Genomic DNA, 22052 nt, shown 5'->3' on the forward strand with positions numbered 1-22052 from the left:
TGCGTCAGCGGGTCGGGGCGGCGATGCCCTCGATCCGCACGGTCCGGCCGGTGGTGGCCACGACGACCTTCACCGTGCCGGTCCATGCGCTGCTGAAGCTCGTCACCGGGATGACCCGCTTCGTCACGTTCCGGGTCGTCCTCAGCGAGATCGTCTTCAGCAGGCGGCTGCCGGCGTAGACCCGGACTGTCCCGTGCGTGGTGCCGCCGCTGGCGACCAGGGCGAGGCGCCGCGCGCCCCGGACCGGGTACGACGTCGAGGCGTTGCGTCGCGAGGACGCGAGCACCTTGCCGCCGTACGCGCTGGGCGCCGAGAGCAGCGACCAGCCGGCCGAGCGGGAGAGTGAGCGCGCCGGGACGGGGACGGTCCAGGTGCGGGTCGCCGCCGTCGGGTCGGTGTTGCCGGCGGCGTCGGTCGCGCTCGCGCGCAGGACGTGGGTGCCCGGCGCCAGGCCGGTCACGGTGTGCGTCCCGCTCGCGCAGGCCCGCGCCCTGCCGTCGAGGGTGCACGCGAACCGCGAGCCGGCCTCGGTGGAGCCGAGGGAGAACGCCGCCGAGGTCGAGGGGACGATCGCACCGTTGGCCGGACCTCCGCCGAGGGTGGTGTTCGGCGCGGTGGTGTCGCCGGCGGTGCCGGCCTTCGCGGCGAAGATCGGGACGTAGGGCGTGACGTACTGCTTGTCGCCGCCGTGGCCGCCGACCGCGAAGGCGATCTGGAGGTGGTCGCCCGACTGCGAGGGCGGGCAGGGCGCCGTACCGTCGCGCCGGGAGAGGCAGGTGGGGGCCTGGGTGGCCGTGCCCTTGAACTCGCGGGTCGCGACGACCGGGAACTGGAACTCCAGGACCTGCCCGCGCTGCAGCACGAACGGCTCGTCGCCCGGCCTGGTCAGCACGATGCCTCCGTTGACGCCGTTGAAGATGTCGAGGGGCGCATCGGTCAGCTCGCCCGACTCGCCGAGGGTGTTGACGCCCCACAGGACCGGCTCGTCGGGATAGCTGAAGCCCGGCGGCGGCAGGATCTCCGGGACCGTGGCGACCTTGCCGCTGCACGGCAGGCCGACGAGCGAGATGTAGCCGCGGAGGTAGAACTTCTCACCCACCTCCGGCACCTCGCCGTTGGTCGAGCGCCAGCCGGTGTTGGCGCTGACGCCGACGCTGGGGCTCTGGGTGACGCAGTTGATGATGGTGTCGGACGACGTGACGCCGTCCTGCCACTCGCCCGTGGCGGCGGAGGCGGAGCCGGCGAGGGTCGGCGCGACGCCGACCAGGCCGGTGGAGAGCAGTGCCGCGGAGAGGGCGGCGATCCTGCGGATGCGCATGGCTTTCCTTCCCATGGGGGATTCGGTGGCGAGTCAGCGGGTCGGGGCGGCGATGCCCTCGAGCCGGACGGTGCGTCCGGAGGTCGCGACGACGACGCGGACCTTGCCGGTCCAGGCGGCGCTGAAGGTCGTGACCGGGACCACCCGCTTGCTGACGGTCCGGCTGGTCCGCAACGAGATCGTCTTCAGCAGGCGGCTGCCGGCGTAGACCCGGACGGTGCCGTGGGTGGTGCCGCCGCCGACGACGAGGGCGAGCCTGCGCGCTCCCCGGACGGAGTACGACGCCGACGCGTTCCTCCTCGTCGTCGTGAGCGCCCGGCCGTCGTACGCCGAGGGCAGGGCCGCGAGGCTCCAGCCGGTCGAGCGGACGAGCGAGCGGGCGGGCACCGGGACGGTCCACGTGCGCACGGCCGCCGTCGGGTCGGTGTTGCCGGCCGCGTCGGAGGCCTGGGCACGCAGCTCGTGGGTGCCGGGGACGAGTCCGGACAGGGAGAGCGCCCCGGGCCCGCAGGGTCGCGTGGTGCCGTCGACCGCGCAGGTGAGCCGGACGCCCGGCTCGCTGGCCCCGAGCGTGAACGCCGCCTTCGTCGACGGTGCGATCGAGCCGTGGGCGGGGCCGCCGGTGATCGTGGTGTCCGGCGCGGCCAGGTCGACGCTCCAGCGGCGGACCGCGGGGGAGGCGTCGGTGTTGCCGGCGGCGTCGGTGCCGGCGGCCGTCAGGACGTGGTCGCCCGGCGGTAGGTCGCGCAGCGCGAGCGCGCCGTGCCGGCAGGTGAGCGGAGCGCCGTCCAGGGTGCACGCGATGCTGACGGCCGAGCCCGGCGTGGTGAGGAAGAAGCCGGCGCCGGTGGCGTTGGTGCGCGAGCCCTCGGCGGGGCCGCCGTCGATGGTCGTGTCGGGGGCGGTCGTGTCGATGCTCCACGCCCAGCGCGCGGGAACCGGGTCGTACCAGGCGCCGTGGCGGGCGCCGACGGTGAACACGTGCGTGCCCTCGCCGAGGTTGTCGAAGCGGACGTTGCCCTCGTTGGTGCAGGCGACGTCGACGCCGTCGAGCGCGCAGTCGTAGGCATTGCCGGCGAGCGTCGAGAACCAGAACTGGGCGGTGCGGCTGTTCACGAGCTCGCGCGGCTTGCCGTAGAGGTTCGTGTCGACCGAGCGGAAGTCCACCCGGCGCACCGCGCTGAGGTTGCCGGAGGCGTCCTCCGCGCGGACCTCGATGTTGCGCGAGCCCTCGGGGAGGACGACGTCGGTGGGCGTCGTGCACGTGGCCCAGGGGGCGCTGTCGATGCGGCACTCGTTGCGGGTCGCGCCCTCGTGGCTCCACGTGATCCGGAAGCCGCCCTGGCTGAGCGGCACCTGGGCGACCTGCAGGTTGCTGACGACCGGCGCCTTCGTGTCGCGGAAGACGGCGACCGGGAACTTCCCGCTCGTCCCGAACGCCGTCGACCCGACGCCGCACTCCTTGACGCCGCTGCGCTCGCGGAGCTGGTCGCAGCCCTGCCACTCCACGAAGTCCCAGTACGGCGGGGAGTAGGCGACCGAGGGACGCAGCCACACCCACGCCTCGAACGGCTCCTCGTTGCGGACCCGGTCGCAGGTCAGCACGACGCGGTGGTCGAGGTTCTGGCTCTGGTCGCAGGTCTCGGACCCGCCGTCCTCGAGGGATCCCTCGACGACCCGGACGAAGCCGGAGCCCTGGATGCCGATGGTGACGTTGACCTGGCCGGCGTGCGCCGGCGCGGCGAAGGTGAGGGGGAAGAGGCCGAGGCCGGCGGCGAGGACGCCGCCGGTGATCCGGAGCAGGGCGCGGGGGCTCATGCGCGCTCCTCCACGAGGTCGGGCAGCGCCAGCCACGCCGCCCACGAGAGGTCGCGGCCGACATAGCGCGGCTGGGCGAGCGGCCACTCGGCAGCGATCCAGCGCGGCACGAACGCGTCGAGCGCGGCCTCGAGGTCGGAGCCGAGCAGCGCGTCGACGACCCACCACGAGATCTCGGCGTCGGCGCCGACCTTGGCCGGCGGGTCGACGTACAGGCAGCCGAGCAGGACGCTCTCGTCGGCGTCGAAGAGGCCGTAGAGGAAGGACTCGTGCGCCTCGATCTCGGCGGCGTGGTGGGCGAGGTCGTCGATGTCGGCCTCGCGGGACAGGTGCACCGGCGGCCACCCCCACGCCTGGCCGTAGATGCTCCACAGCCGGTCGCGCGAGCCGCGCACGGCAGGGAGGTCGAGGTCGACGTCGTCGGGACCCATCGGCCGGAGGTGGTGGCCGTCGGTCACCGCGACCCGGGTGGGGTGCGCCCAGCCGTCGGGGAGCCAGGGGGTGGGTTCGGTGGTCATGGCACGCAGCCTGTCCACCACCGCTTGCGGTGCCCTTGCCGTCGGCTTGGGGCGTCGCTTGTCAGGCGCCTGCGAGCGCTGCCATCTCCTCGACCGTCAGCGTCCGGCCCGAGGCCACGTCGTCGTCGTACGACGGCCCGCGGCTCGCCCGCGCGGCGGCGGAGGCCTGCTCGATCAGCGCCTCGTCGGGCCGGTAGTAGCCGTAGACGTTGCCGCCGGCACCGGCGCGCAGCTCCGCGGCCGCGCCGCGCAGGACCCCGACCCGGGCGAGGTCGCCCTCCCCGTCGAGCGACTCGACCACGGCGAGCGACTCGAGCAGGTAGGCGAGGTTGGCGTGGTCGCCCGTCTCCTGGCTGAGCGCGACCCCCTCGGCGATCTGGGCGCGGGCTCGCTCGAAGTCGCCGCGGACGACGGACACCTGGATCGCGGTGAACAGCGCGATGTAGACGGCCAGCGGGTCGTGGCGGCGACGGCCGGCGGCGAGGGCGTCGTCGACGAGCGCAGCGGCCCGGGACGGGTCGCCCCGCAACAGCTCGACGGTGCCGAGCCACACGTGGGAGAGCGTCCAGAGCCACTCGCCGCCCAGGCCCGCCACCTCGGTGAGGCCGATGGTCTCGGTGAACACGGCGACGGCCGTGTCGAGGTCGTCCTCGGCGAGCGCGACCAGGCCGATGCCGCCGTAGGCGTAGGGCAGGCCCTCGGCGTCGTCGGTGCGGCGGGCGAGGTCGGAGGCGATCCGCCAGTGCTCGCGAGCGAAGTCGAGGTCGCCCTGGGCGAAGGCGAGCGCCGCCGCGACGGCGCCGGAGCGCACGCGCACCCGGTCGTCGGTCGCGTCGGCCAGCACGGCGGCCATCAGGCGGCGGCCCTCGCGCAGGGTGCCGCGCACCCACCAGAACAGCCACAGGTGCCAGCCCAGCCAGCCGCCCTCGTCGGGTTGGCCCGAGGCGAGCGACCACTCGATCGCGGCGACCATGTTGGCGTGCTCGCGCTCGATGCCGGCCAGGGTCTCGACCGTGCCCGGCCCGCGCAGCGACGGCTCGTAGTGGGCGGCCAGGCCGGTGAAGTGGCGCAGGTGGGCCTCGCGCGCGAGGCGCTCGTCGGCGGCGGGGAGGCGGGTGAGGGCGTACTGTGCGACCGGCTCCAGCAGCCGGAAGCGAGGGCCGCTGTCGCCGAGCGGATCGGCGACGACCAGCGACTGCTCGACCAGCGCGTCGACGAGTGCGAGCGCGTCGCCGTCGAGGTCGGCCAGCACCGCTGCGGCGGCGTCGAGGTCGAAGCCGCCGACGAAGACCGCCAGCCGGGGGAAGGCGGCCTGCTCGGCGGGTGACAGCAGCTCGAAGCTCCAGTCGATGGCCGCCCGCATGGTGCGCTGGCGCGGCGGCAGGTCCCGCGCGCCCTCCGCCGCCATCACGTGGTTGAGGCGGGCCACGATGTCGGCGGGCCTGAGCAGGCGCACGCGTGCCGCTGCGAGCTCGATGGCCAGCGGGATGCCGGCCAGCCGTTGGCAGAGCTGGACCACGGCCGGGTCGTCCGGCAGCAGCGCCGCGGTGGGGGCGACCGTCGCGGCACGCGTCACGAACAGGTGCGCGGCGGCCTGCTGGTCGAGCGGGCTCAGCGGGTAGAGGACCTCGCCGCGCACGCGCAGCGGGATCCGGCTGGTGACGAGGATCCGCAGCCCCGGACAGGCGGCGGCCAGGGTGGCGACCTCCGGCCACGCGTCGACGAGGTGCTCGGCGTTGTCGAGCAGCAGCAGCTGCTCGCGGTTGCGCAGCAGCTCGAGGAGGGCCGAGAACGGGTCACCGCCCTCCGCGACCCCGACCGCGTGGGCGATGGCGGGGATCACGGCCGTCGGGTCGCGCAGCGGAGCCAGGGGCGCCAGCGTGACCCCGTCGCCGAAGTGGTCCTCGGCCGCCCGCGCGACCGCGAGGGCGACCCGCGTCTTGCCGCAGCCGCCGACCCCGGTGACCGTGACCAGGCGCGAGGTGGGGGAGCGGAGCAGCTCGAGCAGGTAGTCGATGTCGCGGTCGCGCCCCACGAGGTCGCCGAGCAGGTCGGTCGACGGGATCCGGCTCGGCCGGTGCTCGGAGGGTCGCGGGTCGGGTCGCGCGTCCGGACGGGGGGCCGGCGCGTGGGCCGGGCGCAGCGCCGGGTCCTGCTCGAGGATCTGCTGGTGCAGCCGCTGCACCGCCGGGCCGGGGTCGACGCCGAGCTCCTCGACGAGGCGGGTGCGGAGGTCGGCGTACTCCTGGAGCGCGTCGGCCTGTCGGCCGGCGAGGTAGAGGGCGCGCATCAGCTGGCCGCGCACCGACTCGCGCAGCGGGTGCTGGACGGAGAGGTCCTGCAGCCGGGTGACGGCGGCGGTCGCGTCGCCGGCGCGCAGGTCCAGCTCGGCGGCGAGCTCCTCACCGGTGAGCCGGATCCCCTCGAGCCGCAGCGCCTCGGCGCGCGCGAACATCTGGGGTACGTCGGCCAGCGGCTCGCCTCGCCACCAGTCGAGCGCGGCCCCGAGGTGCTGCTGGGCTCCTCCGACGTCGCCGGACGCCAGCGCCGTACGGGCCTCCTCGACGCCGGACGCCAGGTGGTGGGCGTCCATCGCGTCGGGCGCGAGCTCCAGCCGGTAGCCGGGAGGTGCGGTGACGATCTCGGCCGGGACGCCGGCGTCGCGCAACCGCGCGCGCAGGCGGGAGATCACGGCCTGGAGGTTGGCGAGCGTCCCGCCGCGGCCGTTCTCGCCCCACACCCGGTCGAGCAGCATGTCCGTGGAGACGACGCGTCCGGCGTCGACCGCGAGCGCGGCCAGGGTCTCGCGGTGCCGCGGTGAGCCGATGTCGACGGCCGCGCCGGAGGCGTCGATGACCTCGAGGGGGCCGAGCAGCCGGAGCGGGACGTCGCTCACCTGCTCACCCTCCTGCCGCCGGACACCGGGAAAGGTTAAGGGCGGACCGGTGGCGGCGCAGGGCGTTTACCGAAGCAGTGCCTTGATCGCGGTCCAGGCCGCGCTCCCGAGCCGCCGGTCGGCCTCCTCCGTGCCGCCACGCTGCATCCGCATCCCCGCGGTGACGACCGGCTCGCCCGGCAGGATCGCCCGGTGACCGGCCGCCGGGTCGGAGACGAGGGAGGTCTCCAGCGGGACCTCCCACGGCCCGTCGTGCTGGCCCGGGCCGCCGAACCAGCGCACCGACTCCGCGAGCACGCCCTCGTCGGCGAGCAGCCGGGCCCGCGGCGCGTCGATCCGCCCGCTCGAACCGCCGAGGACGAGCGCGCCGGTGCCGCTCGGGACGTCCGGCACGAACCGGATGCCCTCGATGCCGGCGGTGGGGCTCACGCCTCCATCATGCAGGGCTGGTCAGGCGCCCTCGACCACCGGGAAGATCCGGTCGGCCTCCAGACCGTGCGCCTCCCGGTGCACCCGCGCGGCGGTCTCCGCGTCGGGGGCGTCGACGAGGCAGAAGATCTTGCCGTTGGTCTCGTCGACCCAGTAGCTGCGGTAGTGGACGCCGTACTGCTCCTGGACCTTGAGGTCCTCGGCGTGGGCGCCGGCGACATCGGCCGCGGTGGCGCCTTCGGGCATCGTCTCGTGGACATCCATGAAGAGGGGCATCGTCGTTCTCCTGTCGGGTGGTGATTCCTCTGCCACACTCAGGCTCGTGGCAGGGTCCCCCGAGGGGAATGACCGTGCGGCCGCCGTGGATGATCGCGACCCCAGCGCGGCGCTTGACGACGCGCTGGCCCACCTGCACATCCAGGGTGCGATCTTCCTGCGAGCCGAGTACACCGAGGGCTGGGCCTACCAGTCGGTGCCGACCGAGGACCTCGCCCGGCTGCTGGCCCCGCACGCGCGGCGGATCGTGCCCTTCCACCTCGTCGCCGCGGGCCGCTGCTGGATCGAGGTCGACGGCGTCCGGCACTGGGCCGACGCGGGTGACCTGATCGTCCTCCCGTACGGCGACAGCCACCGGATGGGCGGGACGCAGGACGCCGAGGTGGTGGACGCGATGACGCTGGTGACCCCGCCGCCGTGGGCCTCGATGCCCGTCATCGAGCACGGCAGCGGGGGAGCGCTGACGCACGTCGTGTGCGGCTACCTGACGTCCGAGGCGCCGCTGTTCGACCCCGACGTGCGAGCCTTCCCGCCCGTGCTCGTCGTGACGCCGAGCGGGCCCGCGGCGCAGTGGGTGCGGGCGAGCATCGACTACGCCCTCGCCCGGACCGCCCTGGTCGCACCCGACCTCGCCGCCACCCCGGCCGAGCTGGTGGAGCTGCTGTTCACCGAGGTGCTGCGCATCCACCTGGCGCAGGCGCCCGCCGACGAGCTCGGGTTCATCCGGGCGCTCCGCGATCCCGTGCTGGCGCCGGCGCTGGCGCAGATCCATCGCGACCCGGCCCGCAAGTGGACGGTGGCGGAGCTCGCGTCCGTCGCCGGGGTGTCGCCGTCCCTGCTCGACGAGCGCTTCCGGGCCGTGCTGGGGCTCCCGCCGATCCGCTACCTCACCGGCTGGCGGATGCACCGGGCCCAGGACCTGCTGGCCTCCTCCGACCTCGGCGTGTCCGCGATCGCCCACCGGGTCGGCTACGACTCCGAGGAGGCGTTCAGCCGTGCGTTCAAGCGGAAGCACGGGGTCGCGCCCGGCGCGTGGCGGCGTACCGGGGGACGGGGCTGACGACCCGTCAGGGCACCTCGATCGTGACGTTGGCGCGCTGGTTGCCCGGCGTGGCCGCCATGGTGGCCCAGAAGTCGGTGCTGCGCATCCACGCCGGTATGCCGAAGGGCAGGTCCCGGCTGGGGATCTCCGGGAGCTCGTCGGGGGTGAAGTCGGCGCCGTAGGGGACGAGCGGCGTGGCCACGTCCGGGTCCTGGATGCCGGCGTGGAGGCTCTGCAGCGCGATGTTCCAGTTGTCGAGCAGGTCCTTGCGGCTGATCGGACCGCCCGGCTTGTCGGCCGTCGGGTGCAGCGCCTTGTGGAAGGTGATCGTGGGCAGCACGGCCTGTCCCGCCGGCGTGGCCGTGAAGGCCGTCCACGCGTCGAAGGCCGGGGTGCCGAAGGTGACGACCGCCTCGATCCTCCCCGGCGCGAAGGCGGCCTCGAACCACTGGTTGCGGTAGGCCTCGATCTCGGGGTCGTGCAGGTGGGGCAGCGCCTGCGACTGGTTGGAGATGCCGTAGAGGAAGGCGTTGATCATCAGGTAGCGCCTCGTGTAGCCGAGCTTCTCGACGAAGCCCTGGACGCGCCGGCCGGCCTGGCCCGAGAGGATCCGCCGGGTGACGGCCTCGGTCTGGGCGGGGTCCTGGCCGACGACGAGGAGCCGGGCGGTGCCGTTGGCGCGGCCGCGGTAGAAGATCGGCCCCCACAGGGAGCGGAAGCCGTCGCTGCCCTTGAAGACGGTGTCGTCCGGGTAGGTGCGGCACAGGGCCTTGAACGCGCCGGTCGGTCCGGAGTCGAAGGGATCGCTGATCATGGTGGCCCCCGGGGGGTGAGGTGGTCGAGACCTCCAGTGCAGCGGATCGTGGAGGAGCCCACCATGGCCCGTTCTGCTCATGCGGAGGAGCGGCCGGGCTGCTGCCGGCAGACCCGGCAGCGCCCGACGTGCACCGTCTCCGCGTAGCCGACGTCGAAGCCGGAGCGCTCGACGAGGTCGGGGTGGGCGGACGCCTGGGGACCGGGCAGGTTCATGATCCGGCCGCAGCCGGTGCAGAACAGGTGGTGGTGGTCGGGGCCGGACGTCGACTCGAAGCGGACCGGGCCCTCGGGGAGCGCGACCCGTCGTACCAACCCGGCGGCGACCAGCGCGTCGAGGCAGTCGTAGACGGTCTGTGTCGCGACGCGACCGAGGATCTCGCGGCTCCGGTCGGCGACCTCGGTCGCCAGCAGGTGGGCTCCCTCGCCGCGGGCGCGCTCCAACACGGCCATCACCGCGAGCCGCTGCGGGGTGACCCGCACCCCGGCGCCCCGCAACCGCGCCTCGGCTCCCGTCATGGCGGGCCGGTACCCCGCTGATCTGGACTGAGTCACGAACACGCCGCGCCACGGCCGGGGAATCGGATCGGCGTGTCGGTTGGCCGTCTCCCGTGCGGGTGCAGGGGTACTTCGGCAGACCTACGCACGGAAGGGACGAGCGATGACAACCTATGACTACAGGGCCGGGACCGACAGCGGGACCGGCACGACCGAGCAGGCCAAGCAGGCCGCCGCCACCGCAGGAGCCGAGGGCAGGCACCTCGGCGAGGAGGCGAAGGGCGAGGCCAGGGCCGTCGCGGCCGACGCCCAGGCGCAGGCCCGCGACCTGCTCCACCAGGCGCGTTCCGAGGTCGAGAGCCAGAGCCGCTCGCAGCTCGAGACGCTGGTCTCGACCCTGCAGGGCTTCGCCGACGACCTCGAGCGGATGGCGCGTGGCGAGGGCGCGGGCAGCGGCCTCGCCCAGGACGTGGTGCGCGAGGTCAGCGACAAGGCGACCGCGTTCAGCTCCCAGCTGCGCGGCCGCGAGCCCGGCGAGCTCCTCGACCAGGCGCGCGGCTTCGCGCGCCGCAAGCCCGGCACCTTCCTGCTCGGCGCCCTCGTCGCCGGCGTCGTCGCCGGTCGCGTGGTGCGCGGGGCGAAGGACGCCCAGAGCAGCACCGGCAGCACCGGCACCGGAGTGGGTACGCCGCCCCTCCCGGACGCGACCGCGACCGCGGCCCTGCCGACCACCGACGCGCCGCCGCCCCCGCCGCCGTCGCCGATGCCCGGCCTGACCGGCTCGGCCCCGCAGGTCGGGGCCGGCACCCCGCCGCCGACCAGCCCGGGCACGAGTGGGTGGAGCACGCCGTGACCACCCAGGGGACCCGGCCGGCGGGCACCGACCCGACCGGGCCGGCCGGCACGCACGAGACGGCCGACGGCCGCTCCCTCGGGGAGCTCGTCGGCGACATCGCCACCGACCTCACCACGCTGGTGAAGCAGGAGGTCGAGCTGGCGAAGACGGAGCTCAAGACCGAGGCGACCAGGGCAGGCAAGGGGGTCGGCCTCTTCGGCGGAGCCGGAGTCGCCGGTCATCTCGCCCTGCTGTTCGCCTCCTTCGCCCTGCTGTTCCTGCTCGACAGCTGGATGCACGCAGGGTGGGCCGCGCTGATCGTCGCGGCGCTGTGGGGCGCCGCGGCGGCAGTGATGGCGGCCTCCGGCCGCAAGGAGCTGAAGTCGATGAACCCCACGCTTCCCACCACCCAGGAAACCCTCAAGGAGGATGCGGCATGGGCCAGGCAACTGAAGAACGGATGACCGCGCAGATCGACAGCACCCGCAACGACCTCTCCCGCGACGTGGACGCGCTCTACGACCGGGTGAGCCCGCACCGCATCGTGGAGCGCCGCAAGAGCGCCCTCCGCGGCCGGATGTCGTCGATGAAGGAGTCCGTCATGGGCACCGCGCACGACGCCACCGGCTCCGCCCAGGGCGCGGCCCAGGGCGCGGCCGGGTCGGTGCAGCACACGGCGCAGGCCGGGGTGCAGGCCGTGGAGCGGCGTACCGAGGGCTCGCCGATCGGTGCCGGCCTGATCGCCTTCGGCGCCGGGATGGTGATCTCGGCGTTGATCCCGGCCACCCCGAAGGAGGCCGAGCTCGCCGGCCGGCTGACCGATGCGGCGAAGGACTCTCCGCTGGTCGACGAGGCGAAGGTCGCGGGCCAGGAGATGGCCTCGCACCTGAAGGACTCCGCGACGGAGGCCCTCCAGGAGGTCAAGGCCAGCGCCCAGGAGTCGGCGGAGCACCTCAAGGACGAGGGCCGCACGGCTGCCGAGGAGGTACGCCGCGAGGCGCCCGGCACCTGACCGTGCCACCCAGCAGCACCGACCAGCAGCACCGACCAGCCGACGCCGCCCGTCTCTCCCGCGGGCGGCGTCGGCGCGTCCGGTTGTCCACAACCGGTGACGCGGCCCTACCGCAGCGCGCTTGCTTGGCTTACGGTTCACGCAGCCACAGCAGTCCTATCTCGGGGGAGTCGCCATGGCCCTGCTTCAGCCACCCGTGCAGCCACCGGTGGTGTCGGCGCCTGCGTCCGACGAGGTGGTCGCGCGTCTCGACGAGGAGCTCCGGGCCGCCGTACGACGTGAGGGGCTCGATCCCCAGCGCGAGGTCCCGTCCGTGCGCCGCCTGGCGACGGGCCTCGTGCGGGCGCACGACGAGCGCAGCCTCACCGGCGTGGTCGCCCCGGTGGCGGACCCCGAGGCGCTCGTGGCCGAGCTCGTGGCGCGCGTGGCCGGCTTCGGCCCGCTCCAGCCCTTCCTCGACGACCCGACGGTGGAGGAGGTCTGGATCAACAGTCCGGACCGGGTCTTCATCGCCCGCCACGGGCGCCACGAGCTGACCAACCTGGTGCTGACCGAGGCGCAGGTGACCGAGCTCGTGGAGCGCATGCTCAAGTCCACCGGCCGCCGCATCGACCTCAGCCGCCCGTTCGTCGACGCGATGCTGCCCGCGGGCCACCGCCTCCACGTGGTGCTGCAGGGCATCTCGCGCGGCTTCTCGGCCGTCAACATCCGCAAGTTCGTGGTGCGGGCGACGCGCCTGTCCGAGCTCGTCGAGCTGGGCACCCTGACCCCCGCGGCGGGGCACTTCCTCGAGGCGTCCGTGCGGGCCGGGCTCAACATCCTCGTCACGGGTGGGACGCAGGCCGGCAAGACCACGATGCTCAACTGCCTGGCCGCCGCGATCCCCGGCGGGGAGCGGGTGATCTCCGCCGAGGAGGTCTTCGAGATCCGGTTCGCCCACCCCGACTGGGTCGCCCTGCAGACCCGTCAGGAGGGGCTCGAGGGCACCGGCGAGGTGCGGCTGCGCGACCTGGTGAAGGAGTCGCTGCGGATGCGGCCGAGCCGGCTGATCGTGGGCGAGGTGCGGGCCGAGGAGTGCCTCGACCTCCTGCTCGCCCTCAACGCCGGCCTGCCCGGCATGTGCACCCTCCACGCCAACAGCGCCCGCGAGGCGCTCACGAAGGCCTGCACCCTGCCGCTCCTCGCGGGCGAGAACATCTCCGCCCGGTTCGTCGTCCCGACGGTTGCGGCGTCGGTCGACCTCGTCGTCCACCTCGCGCTCGATCCCGGCGGTGCGCGGCGCGTGGTCGAGGTGGTGGCGGTGCCGGGGCGGATGGAGGGTGACGTGATCGAGACCGAGCCGGTCTTCGAGTGGCGCGAGGGTCGCCTGGCCCGGGGGATCGGGCTTCCGCCGCGGCTCGACCAGTTCCACCGGATCGGCATCGACGTCGTCCGCCTGCTCAACGAGGGCGACTGATGGGTGCGCTCGTCGGCCTGGGCTTCGGCGTCGGCTGCCTGCTGGTGTGGTCGGCGTTCCGCACGCCCCGGCCGGCCGCGCCCACCGGGCCCGCGGACCGTCGTACCGGACGACTGCTCGCCGAGGCGGGGCTGCGCGAGGTCGCGCCGCGCTCGCTGGTCGCTTTGTGCGTCGGGTCCGGCCTGGTCGCCGCGGTCGTCGTCCTCGGCCTGACGCGTGCGCTGCCGATCGCCCTGGTCCTCGGCACGCTCGCCGGCTACCTCCCGGTCGCGGTCGTCCGGGGCCGGGCCCGCCGCCGGCAGCGGGAGTTCGCCGAGGTGTGGCCCGAGGCGGTCGACGACCTCGTCTCGGCCGTCCGCGCCGGGATGTCCCTGCCCGACGCGGTGGCCGCCCTCGCGGTGCGCGGGCCGGAGCCGCTGCGGCCCTCCTTCGACGCCTTCGCCCTCGACTACCAGGTCTCGGGGCGCTTCGGCGACTGCCTCGACCGGCTCAAGGACCGCCTCGCCGACCCCGTCGGCGACCGCGTCGTCGAGGGTCTGCGGATCGCCCGCGAGGTCGGCGGGGGCGAGCTCGGCCGGCTGCTGCGCAATCTCTCCGGCTATCTCCGTGACGACCTGCGCACCCGCTCCGAGCTCGAGGCGCGCCAGTCGTGGGCGGTCAACGGCGCCCGTGTCGCCGTTGCCGCCCCGTGGGTGGTACTGCTCGTGATGTCGACCCAGCGCACCGTCATCGAGCGCTACCAGACCGCCGCCGGCGCCGTCGTCCTCGTGGCGGGTGCCGTGGTGTGCGTCGTCGCCTACCGGCTGATGATGAGGCTGGGCCGGCTGCCCGTCGAGCGGCGGATCCTGCGATGACGCCGGCGGTGTGGGGCGGACTCCTCGGCCTGTGTACGACGGCCGGTGTGCTCCTCGTCGTGGCGCGGGTCGTGGCCATCCGTCGGCCGCGGCTGGAGATGCGCGTCCTGCCCTACGTCCGCGACCTCGACACGACCCAGCGCACGTCCGCCCCGGTCGCCGGACCCGGCAACGTGGTGGCGGCCGTCTTCGGCCCCTTCCTGCGCCGGGCGGCCAGCGGGGTCGAGCGCGTGCTGGGCGGGTCGGCCTCGGTCCGGCGCCGGCTGTCCCGGGCGGGGCTCGACCTCGACGTGCACGACTTCCGGGTCCAGCAGGTGGTGTGGGGCCTGGCCGGCTTCGGCGTCGCGGGGGCGTACGGGCTGCTGCGTGCGTGGACACATCCCGGCAACCCGCTGCCGCTGCTGGTGGTGTGCGTCGGCGCCTTCGCGTTCGGCGTGCTGCTGCGCGACAACCGGCTCTCGGCCCAGGTCAGGCAGCGGGAGACCGCGATCGTCGCGGAGTTCCCGACCGTCGCGGAGCTGCTGGCGCTGAGCGTCGCCGCTGGGGAGGCGCCGGTCGCGGCCCTGGCCCGGGTCGTGCGACGCAGTGGTGGGGAGCTGTCGCGCGACCTGTCCGAAGTGCTGGCCAGGATCCGCACCGGTGAGCCCGTCGCCGACGCCTTCGACCGGCTCGCGGCGACGTCCGGCGTCCCGGTCGTCGCCCGGTTCGCCCACACCGTCGCGGTGGCCGTCGAGCGCGGCACGCCGCTCGCCGACGTGCTGCACGCCCAGGCCGCCGACGTGCGCGAGGCCGGGCGGCGGGCGCTCATCGAGCAGGCCTCCCGCAAGGAGATCTTCATGATGATCCCGGTCGTCTTCCTGGTCCTGCCGGTGACCGTGATCTTCGCCTTCTGGCCCGGCTTCATCGGGCTCTCCCTCAGCTACTGACCTGCACCTCTCGGGAAGGAACCACCGTGCACCACCGACCATCGATCGACCTGATCCGACGACGCTGGCGCCAGCGCGACGACCGCGGTGACGTGCCCGGGTGGGTCCTCGTCACGATCATGACGATCTCGCTGGGCGTGGCCCTGTTCGGCCTCGCCCGTCCGCAGCTGCTGGCGATCCTGCAGTCCGCCCTCAACTCGGTGCGCTGAGGCATGGCGAGCGGCCGCCGGCGCGACGAGCGGGGGTCGGCGCTCGTCGACTTCACGCTGGTCTCCGTCGTGCTGCTGCCGATCGTGCTGGGGATCGTGCAGGTCGCCCTCGTGCTGCACGTGCGCGCGACCCTCGCGGCCGCCGCGTCGGAGGGTGCCCGGCTCGCGGCGACCGCGGGGAGCAGCCCCGGTGAGGGCGTGGCGCGCACGCAGTCCCAGATCGCCGGGGCGGTCGGTGCCGGCTATGCCCGCGACGTCGAGGTCCACCGGGTCACGATCGACGGCGCGCCCGCCATCGAGATCACCGTGCGCGCAGAGGTCCCGGCGCTCGGCCTCGGTGGGCCGGCGGTGGAGCTCTCCGTGTCCGGCCGCGCGGTGCAGGAGGATGCGCCGGACCGGGAGGGGCGATGACGCACCGGACGCGACGGAGGGACGAGCGCGGAAGCGGCCTCGTCGAGGTGATCTGGATGGGCGTCCTGCTGCTCCTGCCGCTGCTGTGGGTCGTGGTGTCCGTCTTCGAGGTGCAGCGCGGCTCCTTCGGCGTCAGCGGTGCGGCACGGGCGGCGGCCCGTGCCTACGCCCTCGCGCCCAACGACGTGGCCGGCGAGCAGCGGGCCACGGCGGTCGCGCGACAGGCCCTCGCTGACCAGGGCCTGGCCGACGCGCCCGTCCGGGTGCGGGTCACCTGCACGCCGTACCCGCACAACTGCCACAGCGGCACGTCCGTCATCACGGTCCGCATCGAGTCGTCGGTGGAGCTGCCGCTGCTGCCGGACGTGCTCGGCGGCGGTGCGCCGAGCTTCCGGCTGAGCGCCGACCACACCGTGCCGATCGGGCGCTACCGCGAGATCGACCGGGGGAGCCGGTGACGCGCCCCCGCCACGACGAGCGGGGCAGCACGGCCCCGCTGATCCTCGCCTTCGTCGCGATCATCCTGCTGCTCGTCGCCGTCGTGGTCGACGCGAGCGCCGCCTACCTCACCCGCCAGCGCCTCGACGAGCTCGCCGACGGTGCCGCCCTGCAGGGCGCCGACCTCGGCGCCCAGGGCCGCGACGTGTACGACGGCGGGTTGGCCCACGGCGACCTCGCGATCACCCGCCGCGAGGCCGAGCGGGCGGTCCAGGCCTACCTGCGCGACTCCGGCGCCCAGCGGGACCACCCCGGCCTGCGGGCGTCGGTGCGGGTCGACGGCGACCGGGTGGTCGTCGAGCTCGTCGCCCCGATCGACCTGCCGCTGGGGGTGCCGGGGGCTCCCGCGGCGACGGTGCGGTCGGTCGGGTCCGCGGTGGTCGACCCGGACGAGTGAGGCGGCCTCAGCCGCTGGGACCGAAGCGCTCCACCCGGATCGCACCCGGCTGGACCCCGCAGTCGAGCAGCAGCGCCTCGGCGAACGCAGCGAAGCGGGCCGACCCGCAGACGAACGCGACCTGGGTGCCGGCGAGCAGCGGCAGGAGCTCCTCGACCGTCGGCGGACCGGCCGGTCGCTCGTCGGTGTCGGTGCGGGTCCAGGCCATCGTGGCGCCGGCCCGGGCGAGCTCCTCGGCGTAGGGGAGATCCTCGGCCGAGCGGCCGGTCGCGACCACCCGGAGCAGGTCGGCGCGGCCGAGCCGGCGGGCGGTGCGGGCCATGGCGACGGCGGGGACGACGCCGGTCCCGCCGACGAGGCACAGGGCCGGGGTCGTGGTGTCCCAGGTGAACCAGCGGCCGATCGGGCCGCGCATCTCCAGCACGTCGCCGACCTCGGCGACGTCGGCGAGGAACTCCGAGACCTCGCCATCGGGCAGCCGCTCGATGAGGAACTCGACCAGCGGGTCGTCCTCGTCGGAGGCGATCGAGTAGGACCGCTGCGCGGTGTAGTCGTCGGGCGCCCGGAGCCGGATCAGGTAGTGCTGCCCGGGCCGGTGCCGGTGCCGGTCCTCGACGTGCATCCGCAGTCGGACCGTCGAGGGCGTCGGCAGCTCCTTCTCGATGATCCGCCCGGTCGTCCAGGTGGTCTCGAGCGCGCGCACGTCGTCGATGGATCCGCCCACGGCCTGGTCCTCAGTCACCCTGGTACCTCTGCTCGAGCCACGGGTCGCCGCGGTCGTGGTAGCCGTTGCGCTCCCAGAAGCCGGGCCGGTCGTGGGCCATCAGCTCCAGCCGGGAGACCCACTTCGCCGACTTCCAGAAGTAGAGGTGCGGCACCAGCAGCCGGGCCGGGCCGCCGTGCTGGCGGGGGAGCGGCTTGCCGTCGTACTCCCAGACGACCCAGGCCTTGCCGTCGACGAGGTCGCTGAGCGGGAGGTTGGTCGTGTAGCCGGTGCTCGCGTGCACCATGACGTACGCCGCGTCCGGGGTGGGGCCTGCCGCGTCGAGGAGCTCGTCGACGCTCACCCCCTTGAAGGTGACGTCGAACTTCGACCACGCGGTCACGCAGTGGATGTCACCGAAGAAGGTCGACCCGGGCAGCTGGTGGATCTCGTCCCAGCTCCAGGTCGTCGGTCGCTCGACCAGTCCGTCCACGGACAGCGACCAGCTCGCCGTGTCGACGACCGGGGTCGCCTCCGCGGTGAGCACCGGCCAGCCGGCACCGGTGTCGTACTGGCCCGGGGGCAGCCGCCCCTCGTGGCCGCGTCGGCGACCGAGGAATCCACGCGTGACCGGCATGTCTGCTCCTGGGGGGACGGACTCAGGCGTCAGCGTGGACTCTAGCGCTCAGGTCGAGCCCGGGTCTCCCGGCGGGCTGTCGGCCTTCACGGCACCCCGCTGGCCCATCGGCCGCTCCGGGCCGACGGTCGTGTCCTCGGCGGTCTGCTGCTCGGCCTCGGCGTTGACCTCGGCGCCGAGCAGGACGACGTACATCGTGATCCAGAGCCAGAGCAGCAGGACCACGACGCCGGCGAGTGCGCCGTAGGTCTTGTTGTAGGAGCCGAAGTTGTCGACGTAGAGGGAGAAGCCGAGGCTGGCGAGGAGCCACAGGACGGTGGCGACGACCGACCCGATCGAGACCCAGCGGAACTTGGGGGCGTCGCGGTCCGGGGCCAGCTTGTAGAGCACACCGAGCGCGACCGACATCGCCACGAGGAGACCGAGCCAGCGGGCCACCTCCAGCGCCCAGCGCAGGGGGCCCGCGCCCACGAGGTTGTCCAGCAGTGCGGGGGCGACCGCGACCATGCCGACCGTCACCACCACGAAGACGATCGCGCCGAGGGTGAGGCCGAGGGCCAGCGCCTTGCGCTTCACGAAGCCGCGGGTCTCCTCCTCGTCGTACGCGAGGTTCACGGCCGTCATCACGTTGCCGACGCCACCGGACGCGCTCCACAGCGCGAGCACCAGGCTGATGATCAGCCCGAGACCGAGCGAGCTGCTCGACGTGGTGGTCAGCGCCTCGAGCTGCGTGGTGAGCAGCGAGGCCGCGTCGGACGGCAGCGTCGCGGAGAGCTCGTCGACCTGCCGTTGGACGTCGGCGGGGTCGCGGACCAGGCCGTAGAGCATCACCGCCGCGATCATCGCCGGGAAGAGCGCGAGGAACGAGTAGAACGCCACGCCGGCCGCGAGGAGCGGGACCTGATCCGACTTCGCCTCCCGCCAGGCCCGCCGCACCACCTGCCACCAGCCGCGGCGCGGGATCTCGGTCGGCTTGTCGGCGTCGGCGCCGGGCACACGGTCCTGGAGGGTCTGGGTGCTCATGGCCTGTGCGGTACCCCGTCGCTCGACGAGCAGAAGGCCCACGAACAGCGGGCCCCGGTCGACGACCGGGGCCCGCTGTCCTGGGGGTGGGAAGGGAACGTCAGTCGTTCGGGTCCTCGTACACCGTGCGCGCCACGGCCGGGGCGTAGCTGTCGTTGCCCGCGAAGCGCACCTCGAAGCCCTGCAGGATCAGCGCGCCCCACCGCAGCGGGACGTCGCACTTCGCGTAGCCGTCCGCGTTGGTGACCGCGGAGCACACGGCCGTGACGCCGCCGTTGAGCACCGGCCCGGTCGTGAACACCAGCTCCTGGCCGGCCAGCGGGGCGCCGTCCAGCCCGGTCAGGGTGGCCTCGACCCGCGAGTAGTTGTCGACCAGCGGGTCCGCCACGTCGTGCGCGACCAGCGTCGGCTGGGCCCGCTCGACGACCTGGAGCAGCACCGGCGACGTGCCGGCCGCGTGGCTCCCGTCGCCCGAGTACGACGCCGTCAGCTCGTGGCTGCCGGCCGCGAAGCCGTCGACCTCGAGCGTCGCCGTGGTGCTGCCGTCGGCGGTGGACAGGTCGGCCTCGCCGAGCACGTCGTCACCGGAGCGGAACACCACCGTGCCGGTGGGTGCGCCCACGCCGGGGGCCGCGTTCGCGACGGTGGCGGTGAGGGTCACCGGGTCGCCGTACACGGACGGGTTGGTGGCCGACGCGATCCCGACGACGGTGCCCACCGCGCCGACCGCCTGGTTGGTCGTGGCCACCTGGCCCTCGAAGTTGAAGTTGCCGACGTAGACCGCGCGGATCTCGTGCTGCCCGGGAGCCAGCCCCGCCGTCGAGTACGACGCCCGGCTGGTCCGCGCCTCCGAGGCCGGGACCAGGCTGGCGGCTCCCAGCAGCGTGCCGCCGCGCCAGAACTGCACCACGCCCGTGGGCTTCCCGGTGGCCGGCGCGAGCGCGGTCACCGTGGCGGTGAAGGTCACCGTCTGCCCGTGGTCCGCCACCGGGTCGTCCGAGGCGAGCGCCATCGACGTGGCGCCCTTGACGACGTTCTGGCCGTTGCCCTGGTCGAGCACGCCGTTGCTGGCGACGAACCGGGCGTCACCGCTGTAGGCGGCGGCGATCCGGTAGGTGCCGGGGGAGAGCGAGCTGAACAGGTTGCTGGTCGCCGCGCCGTCCACGACTGCGACCGGGCCACCGAGGTTGGCGCCGTTGACGGTGAACTGCACCGTGCCCGACGGGCTGCCCGCGCCCGGCGCGACCGGGGAGACGGCGGCCGTGAACCGCACGCCCTCGCCGGACTGCGACGGGTTCGCCGACGACGTCACCATCGTCGAGGTCTGTGCCCGCTGGACCTTCTGGGCGACCGAGCCGTTGCTGCCGCTGAAGGAGTCGTCGCCGTCGTACGTCGCGACGACGGCGTGCTGACCCACGGACAGGTCGTCGACCGTGACCGACCCGACCCCGCCGGTGGCCGAGCTGACGTCGGCCGTGCCGAGGACGGTGTCGCCGTCGGTGAAGGTGATCGTGCCCGAGGGCGAGCCCGCGCCCGGCGCCACCACGGAGACCTCCGCGGTGAAGGTCACCGGCTGCCCGAAGACCGACACCGGCGCGGAGCTGGTGACGACGGTCCTGGTCGACGCCTTGTTGACCGTGTGGGTCGCGGCGGCCGAGGTGCTGGTGATGAAGTTCGGGTCGGCGCTGAGGTAGCGCGCCTTGATCTCGTGGGAGCCCCGGGCCAGCGTGCTGACCTGGATCTCCGCCGCGCCGTCCTCGAGGGTGGCGTAGTCGCCGGGGACGCCGTCGATCTCGAACTGCACCGCGCCCTGCGGCGTACCCGTCGCCGGGCTGACCGGCGAGACGGTCGCGGTGACGGTCACCGGCTGGCCGACCACGGACGGGTTCGGCGAGCTGGTGACGACGGTGGTGGTGTGTGCGGCCGCGACCTCCTGGTCGAGGCTGTCGGAGCCGCCCGCGAACTTGTCGTCGCCCTCGTAGTTGGCGGTGATCACGTGCTCACCGGCGTCGAGGCCGGTCGCGAGGGAGACCGCCGTGCCGTTGGTGACCGGGACCGGCGCACCGATCGGCTCGCCGTCCGCGGCGAACTGCACGGTGCCCGTCGGCTCGCCGGCGCCCGGGGCGACGACGTCGACGTCGGCGGCGAAGGTCAGCGGCTCGCCGGCGACGGCGTCCGGGTTGGACGAGCTCAGCGTCACCGTCGTGTCGGCCCGGTTGACGCCGTGGGTGAGCGCCGCCGAGCTGCTGGAGGCGAAGTCGCCGTTGCCGTTGTACGTCGCCTGCACGTCGTGGTTGCCGGGGCGGAGGTTCGCCACGGTGAGCTCGGCGCTGTCGCCGTCGAGCGGGACGGCGGTGCCGTAGGGCTCGCCGTCGATGTTGAACTGCACGCCGCCCGCGGGGGCGCCGGCGCCGGGGGCGACGACGCCGACGTCGGCGGTGAACGTGACGGCCTCACCGGTGACGGTCGGGGAGCCCGTGCTGGTGAGGACCGTCGACGTCGGCGCCTTGCCGACGACCAGGTCCTTGGTGGAGGCGGTGCTGGTGAGCAGGTTGCCGTCGCCGCTGTAGCGCGCGCCGATCGCGTGCGTGCCGGTGCTGAGCGAGTCGGTGCTCGCCGACGTCGCCGAGCCGCCGCTCACGGTGACGGGGGAGCCGAAGTCGGCCCCGTCGACCGTGAACTGCACCGTGCCGGTCGGGTCGCTGGTGCCGTTGACCCGCGCGACCTGGGCGGTGAACGCCACCGGCTGACCGTGCACCACGGCAGCGGGCTGCACGACGGTCGTGGTCGACGGGTTCTTCTCGACGGTGAAGCTGCTCGATGCCGTCGAGCCCTTGTAGAAGGAGGTCTGCGCGAAGGACGCCGTCACCGTCGCCGTCCGCGGCGGGCCGGAGACCGGCAGGCTCGCGGTCGCGACCCCGTTGGCGTTGGTGGTGCCGTTGACCGACGTACCACCGGACAGGGTGAAGGTGACCGTCCGGCCGGGCAGCACGGAGGCCGCCAGGTTCGGGTCGGTCAGCGTGGCCCGCACCGTCACCGAGGTGTTCTGCGGTCCCTCGGTGGCGCCGGAGTAGGCGAGATCGGTGACATTGTCGATCGACACCGAGCGGTTGGTGGTGGTCGTGCTGTTCGTGCAGTAGAGGAAGCCGGAGCGCTTCCGCTCGATCGCCCGGGCGGTGTAGGCGCCGTTGGCGTAGGCGTGCGTGTCGACGGTGGCGCTCTTCGCGCCGGTGCCGCCCTGCACGCTCTCGAACACGACCGTGCCGCCGCTGTTGATCAGCTGCAGGGTCGTCTGCGGGCTGCTGCCGCTGAGGCAGCCGGTGCCGTCGGAGGCACCGCTCGCCGAGAGGGTGGCGTTGCCGCGGAGCACGGCCCCGTTGGCGGGCGCCGTGATGTCGGCGCCGGCCGGCGCGGCCAGCAGCACCGGGGTGCCGATGGCCAGCGCCGATGCCGCGACGAGGGAGATCAGTCTGCGCACGGGAG

23 protein-coding genes are annotated in these 22052 nt (G+C 74.1%); 11 read left to right on the forward strand and 12 right to left on the reverse strand.

Going from position 1 to position 22052, the window contains the following annotated elements; genetic code table 11:
* Window positions 1–4: 4 nt before the first annotated feature.
* The 6 genes from AC2YHB_RS18345 to AC2YHB_RS18370 form a co-directional block, all read right to left on the reverse strand.
* Window positions 5–1318, reverse strand: coding sequence for a hypothetical protein (locus AC2YHB_RS18345; RefSeq protein ID WP_487354425.1), 1314 nt, complete (start codon window positions 1316–1318; stop codon window positions 5–7).
* Between the two features lie 33 nt (window positions 1319–1351).
* Window positions 1352–3136 (reverse strand): hypothetical protein, encoded by a 1785-nt coding sequence (locus AC2YHB_RS18350; protein ID WP_487354426.1) that lies wholly within the window; start codon window positions 3134–3136, stop codon window positions 1352–1354.
* Complete coding sequence (locus tag AC2YHB_RS18355) at window positions 3133–3654, reverse strand: GNAT family N-acetyltransferase (protein ID WP_036548191.1); 522 nt, start codon at window positions 3652–3654, stop codon at window positions 3133–3135. The genes AC2YHB_RS18350 and AC2YHB_RS18355 overlap by 4 nt, the downstream gene beginning before the upstream one ends.
* A 61-nt stretch (window positions 3655–3715) precedes the next feature.
* On the reverse strand, window positions 3716–6550 hold the full coding sequence (locus AC2YHB_RS18360; protein ID WP_487354427.1) for an AfsR/SARP family transcriptional regulator: 2835 nt from the start codon (window positions 6548–6550) through the stop codon (window positions 3716–3718).
* 66 nt (window positions 6551–6616) lie between these two features.
* On the reverse strand, window positions 6617–6979 hold the full coding sequence (locus tag AC2YHB_RS18365) for a hypothetical protein (protein ID WP_487354428.1): 363 nt from the start codon (window positions 6977–6979) through the stop codon (window positions 6617–6619).
* Window positions 6980–7000: 21 nt separating this feature from the next.
* The gene (locus AC2YHB_RS18370) at window positions 7001–7255 is read right to left on the reverse strand and encodes a DUF4242 domain-containing protein (RefSeq protein WP_487354429.1); all 255 of its coding nucleotides are present in this window, start codon (window positions 7253–7255) and stop codon (window positions 7001–7003) included.
* Between the two features lie 85 nt (window positions 7256–7340).
* Between AC2YHB_RS18370 and AC2YHB_RS18375 the strand changes: the two genes are divergently transcribed.
* On the forward strand, window positions 7341–8315 hold the full coding sequence (locus AC2YHB_RS18375; protein ID WP_487354430.1) for an AraC family transcriptional regulator: 975 nt from the start codon (window positions 7341–7343) through the stop codon (window positions 8313–8315).
* A gap of 7 nt (window positions 8316–8322) precedes the next feature.
* Here AC2YHB_RS18375 and AC2YHB_RS18380 read toward each other — a convergent pair whose 3' ends face one another.
* Entirely contained in the window at window positions 8323–9111 is a 789-nt protein-coding gene (locus AC2YHB_RS18380; protein ID WP_487354431.1) for a uracil-DNA glycosylase family protein, read from the reverse strand.
* 77 nt (window positions 9112–9188) lie between these two features.
* Window positions 9189–9629: a Fur family transcriptional regulator gene (locus AC2YHB_RS18385; protein WP_487354432.1), complete on the reverse strand. Its 441-nt coding sequence runs from the start codon at window positions 9627–9629 to the stop codon at window positions 9189–9191.
* A gap of 142 nt (window positions 9630–9771) precedes the next feature.
* On the opposite strand from AC2YHB_RS18385, the gene AC2YHB_RS18390 reads away from it, so the two are divergent.
* From AC2YHB_RS18390 to AC2YHB_RS18435, 10 genes are all read left to right on the forward strand, one after another.
* Entirely contained in the window at window positions 9772–10461 is a 690-nt protein-coding gene (locus AC2YHB_RS18390) for a hypothetical protein (RefSeq protein ID WP_487354433.1), read from the forward strand.
* Window positions 10458–10907, forward strand: a complete 450-nt coding sequence (locus tag AC2YHB_RS18395; RefSeq protein ID WP_051932507.1) for a phage holin family protein — start codon at window positions 10458–10460, stop codon at window positions 10905–10907. The genes AC2YHB_RS18390 and AC2YHB_RS18395 overlap by 4 nt, the downstream gene beginning before the upstream one ends.
* Window positions 10880–11455 carry a DUF3618 domain-containing protein gene (locus AC2YHB_RS18400; protein WP_487354434.1) on the forward strand — a complete coding sequence of 192 codons (576 nt, stop codon included), beginning with the start codon at window positions 10880–10882 and terminating at the stop codon, window positions 11453–11455. The genes AC2YHB_RS18395 and AC2YHB_RS18400 overlap by 28 nt, the downstream gene beginning before the upstream one ends.
* Window positions 11456–11630: 175 nt before the next feature.
* Complete coding sequence (locus tag AC2YHB_RS18405) at window positions 11631–12911, forward strand: TadA family conjugal transfer-associated ATPase (RefSeq protein ID WP_487354435.1); 1281 nt, start codon at window positions 11631–11633, stop codon at window positions 12909–12911.
* Window positions 12911–13765, forward strand: a complete 855-nt coding sequence (locus tag AC2YHB_RS18410; protein WP_487354436.1) for a type II secretion system F family protein — start codon at window positions 12911–12913, stop codon at window positions 13763–13765. Before AC2YHB_RS18405 ends, AC2YHB_RS18410 begins: the two co-directional genes overlap by 1 nt.
* On the forward strand, window positions 13762–14691 hold the full coding sequence (locus AC2YHB_RS18415) for a type II secretion system F family protein (protein ID WP_487354437.1): 930 nt from the start codon (window positions 13762–13764) through the stop codon (window positions 14689–14691). Before AC2YHB_RS18410 ends, AC2YHB_RS18415 begins: the two co-directional genes overlap by 4 nt.
* 26 nt (window positions 14692–14717) lie before the next feature.
* Window positions 14718–14900: a hypothetical protein gene (locus AC2YHB_RS18420; RefSeq protein WP_036548214.1), complete on the forward strand. Its 183-nt coding sequence runs from the start codon at window positions 14718–14720 to the stop codon at window positions 14898–14900.
* Window positions 14901–14903: 3 nt separating this feature from the next.
* Window positions 14904–15311: a TadE/TadG family type IV pilus assembly protein gene (locus tag AC2YHB_RS18425; protein WP_487354438.1), complete on the forward strand. Its 408-nt coding sequence runs from the start codon at window positions 14904–14906 to the stop codon at window positions 15309–15311.
* Window positions 15308–15769: a hypothetical protein gene (locus AC2YHB_RS18430; RefSeq protein WP_036548220.1), complete on the forward strand. Its 462-nt coding sequence runs from the start codon at window positions 15308–15310 to the stop codon at window positions 15767–15769. Before AC2YHB_RS18425 ends, AC2YHB_RS18430 begins: the two co-directional genes overlap by 4 nt.
* The gene (locus AC2YHB_RS18435; protein WP_487354439.1) at window positions 15766–16206 is read left to right on the forward strand and encodes a pilus assembly protein TadG-related protein; all 441 of its coding nucleotides are present in this window, start codon (window positions 15766–15768) and stop codon (window positions 16204–16206) included. Before AC2YHB_RS18430 ends, AC2YHB_RS18435 begins: the two co-directional genes overlap by 4 nt.
* 7 nt (window positions 16207–16213) lie before the next feature.
* Here the strand turns inward: AC2YHB_RS18435 and AC2YHB_RS18440 are convergent, their stop codons facing one another.
* From AC2YHB_RS18440 to AC2YHB_RS18455, 4 genes are all read right to left on the reverse strand, one after another.
* Complete coding sequence (locus tag AC2YHB_RS18440) at window positions 16214–16948, reverse strand: FAD-binding oxidoreductase (protein ID WP_487354440.1); 735 nt, start codon at window positions 16946–16948, stop codon at window positions 16214–16216.
* Window positions 16941–17546 (reverse strand): sulfite oxidase-like oxidoreductase, encoded by a 606-nt coding sequence (locus AC2YHB_RS18445; RefSeq protein WP_487354441.1) that lies wholly within the window; start codon window positions 17544–17546, stop codon window positions 16941–16943. The genes AC2YHB_RS18440 and AC2YHB_RS18445 overlap by 8 nt, the downstream gene beginning before the upstream one ends.
* A gap of 48 nt (window positions 17547–17594) precedes the next feature.
* Entirely contained in the window at window positions 17595–18569 is a 975-nt protein-coding gene (locus AC2YHB_RS18450) for a YihY/virulence factor BrkB family protein (protein ID WP_487354442.1), read from the reverse strand.
* Between the two features lie 100 nt (window positions 18570–18669).
* Window positions 18670–22047, reverse strand: a complete 3378-nt coding sequence (locus AC2YHB_RS18455; protein ID WP_487354443.1) for an Ig-like domain repeat protein — start codon at window positions 22045–22047, stop codon at window positions 18670–18672.
* Between the last annotated feature and the right edge of the window lie 5 nt (window positions 22048–22052).

It is taken from the genome of Nocardioides sp. SRI_004, assembly GCF_057586415.1.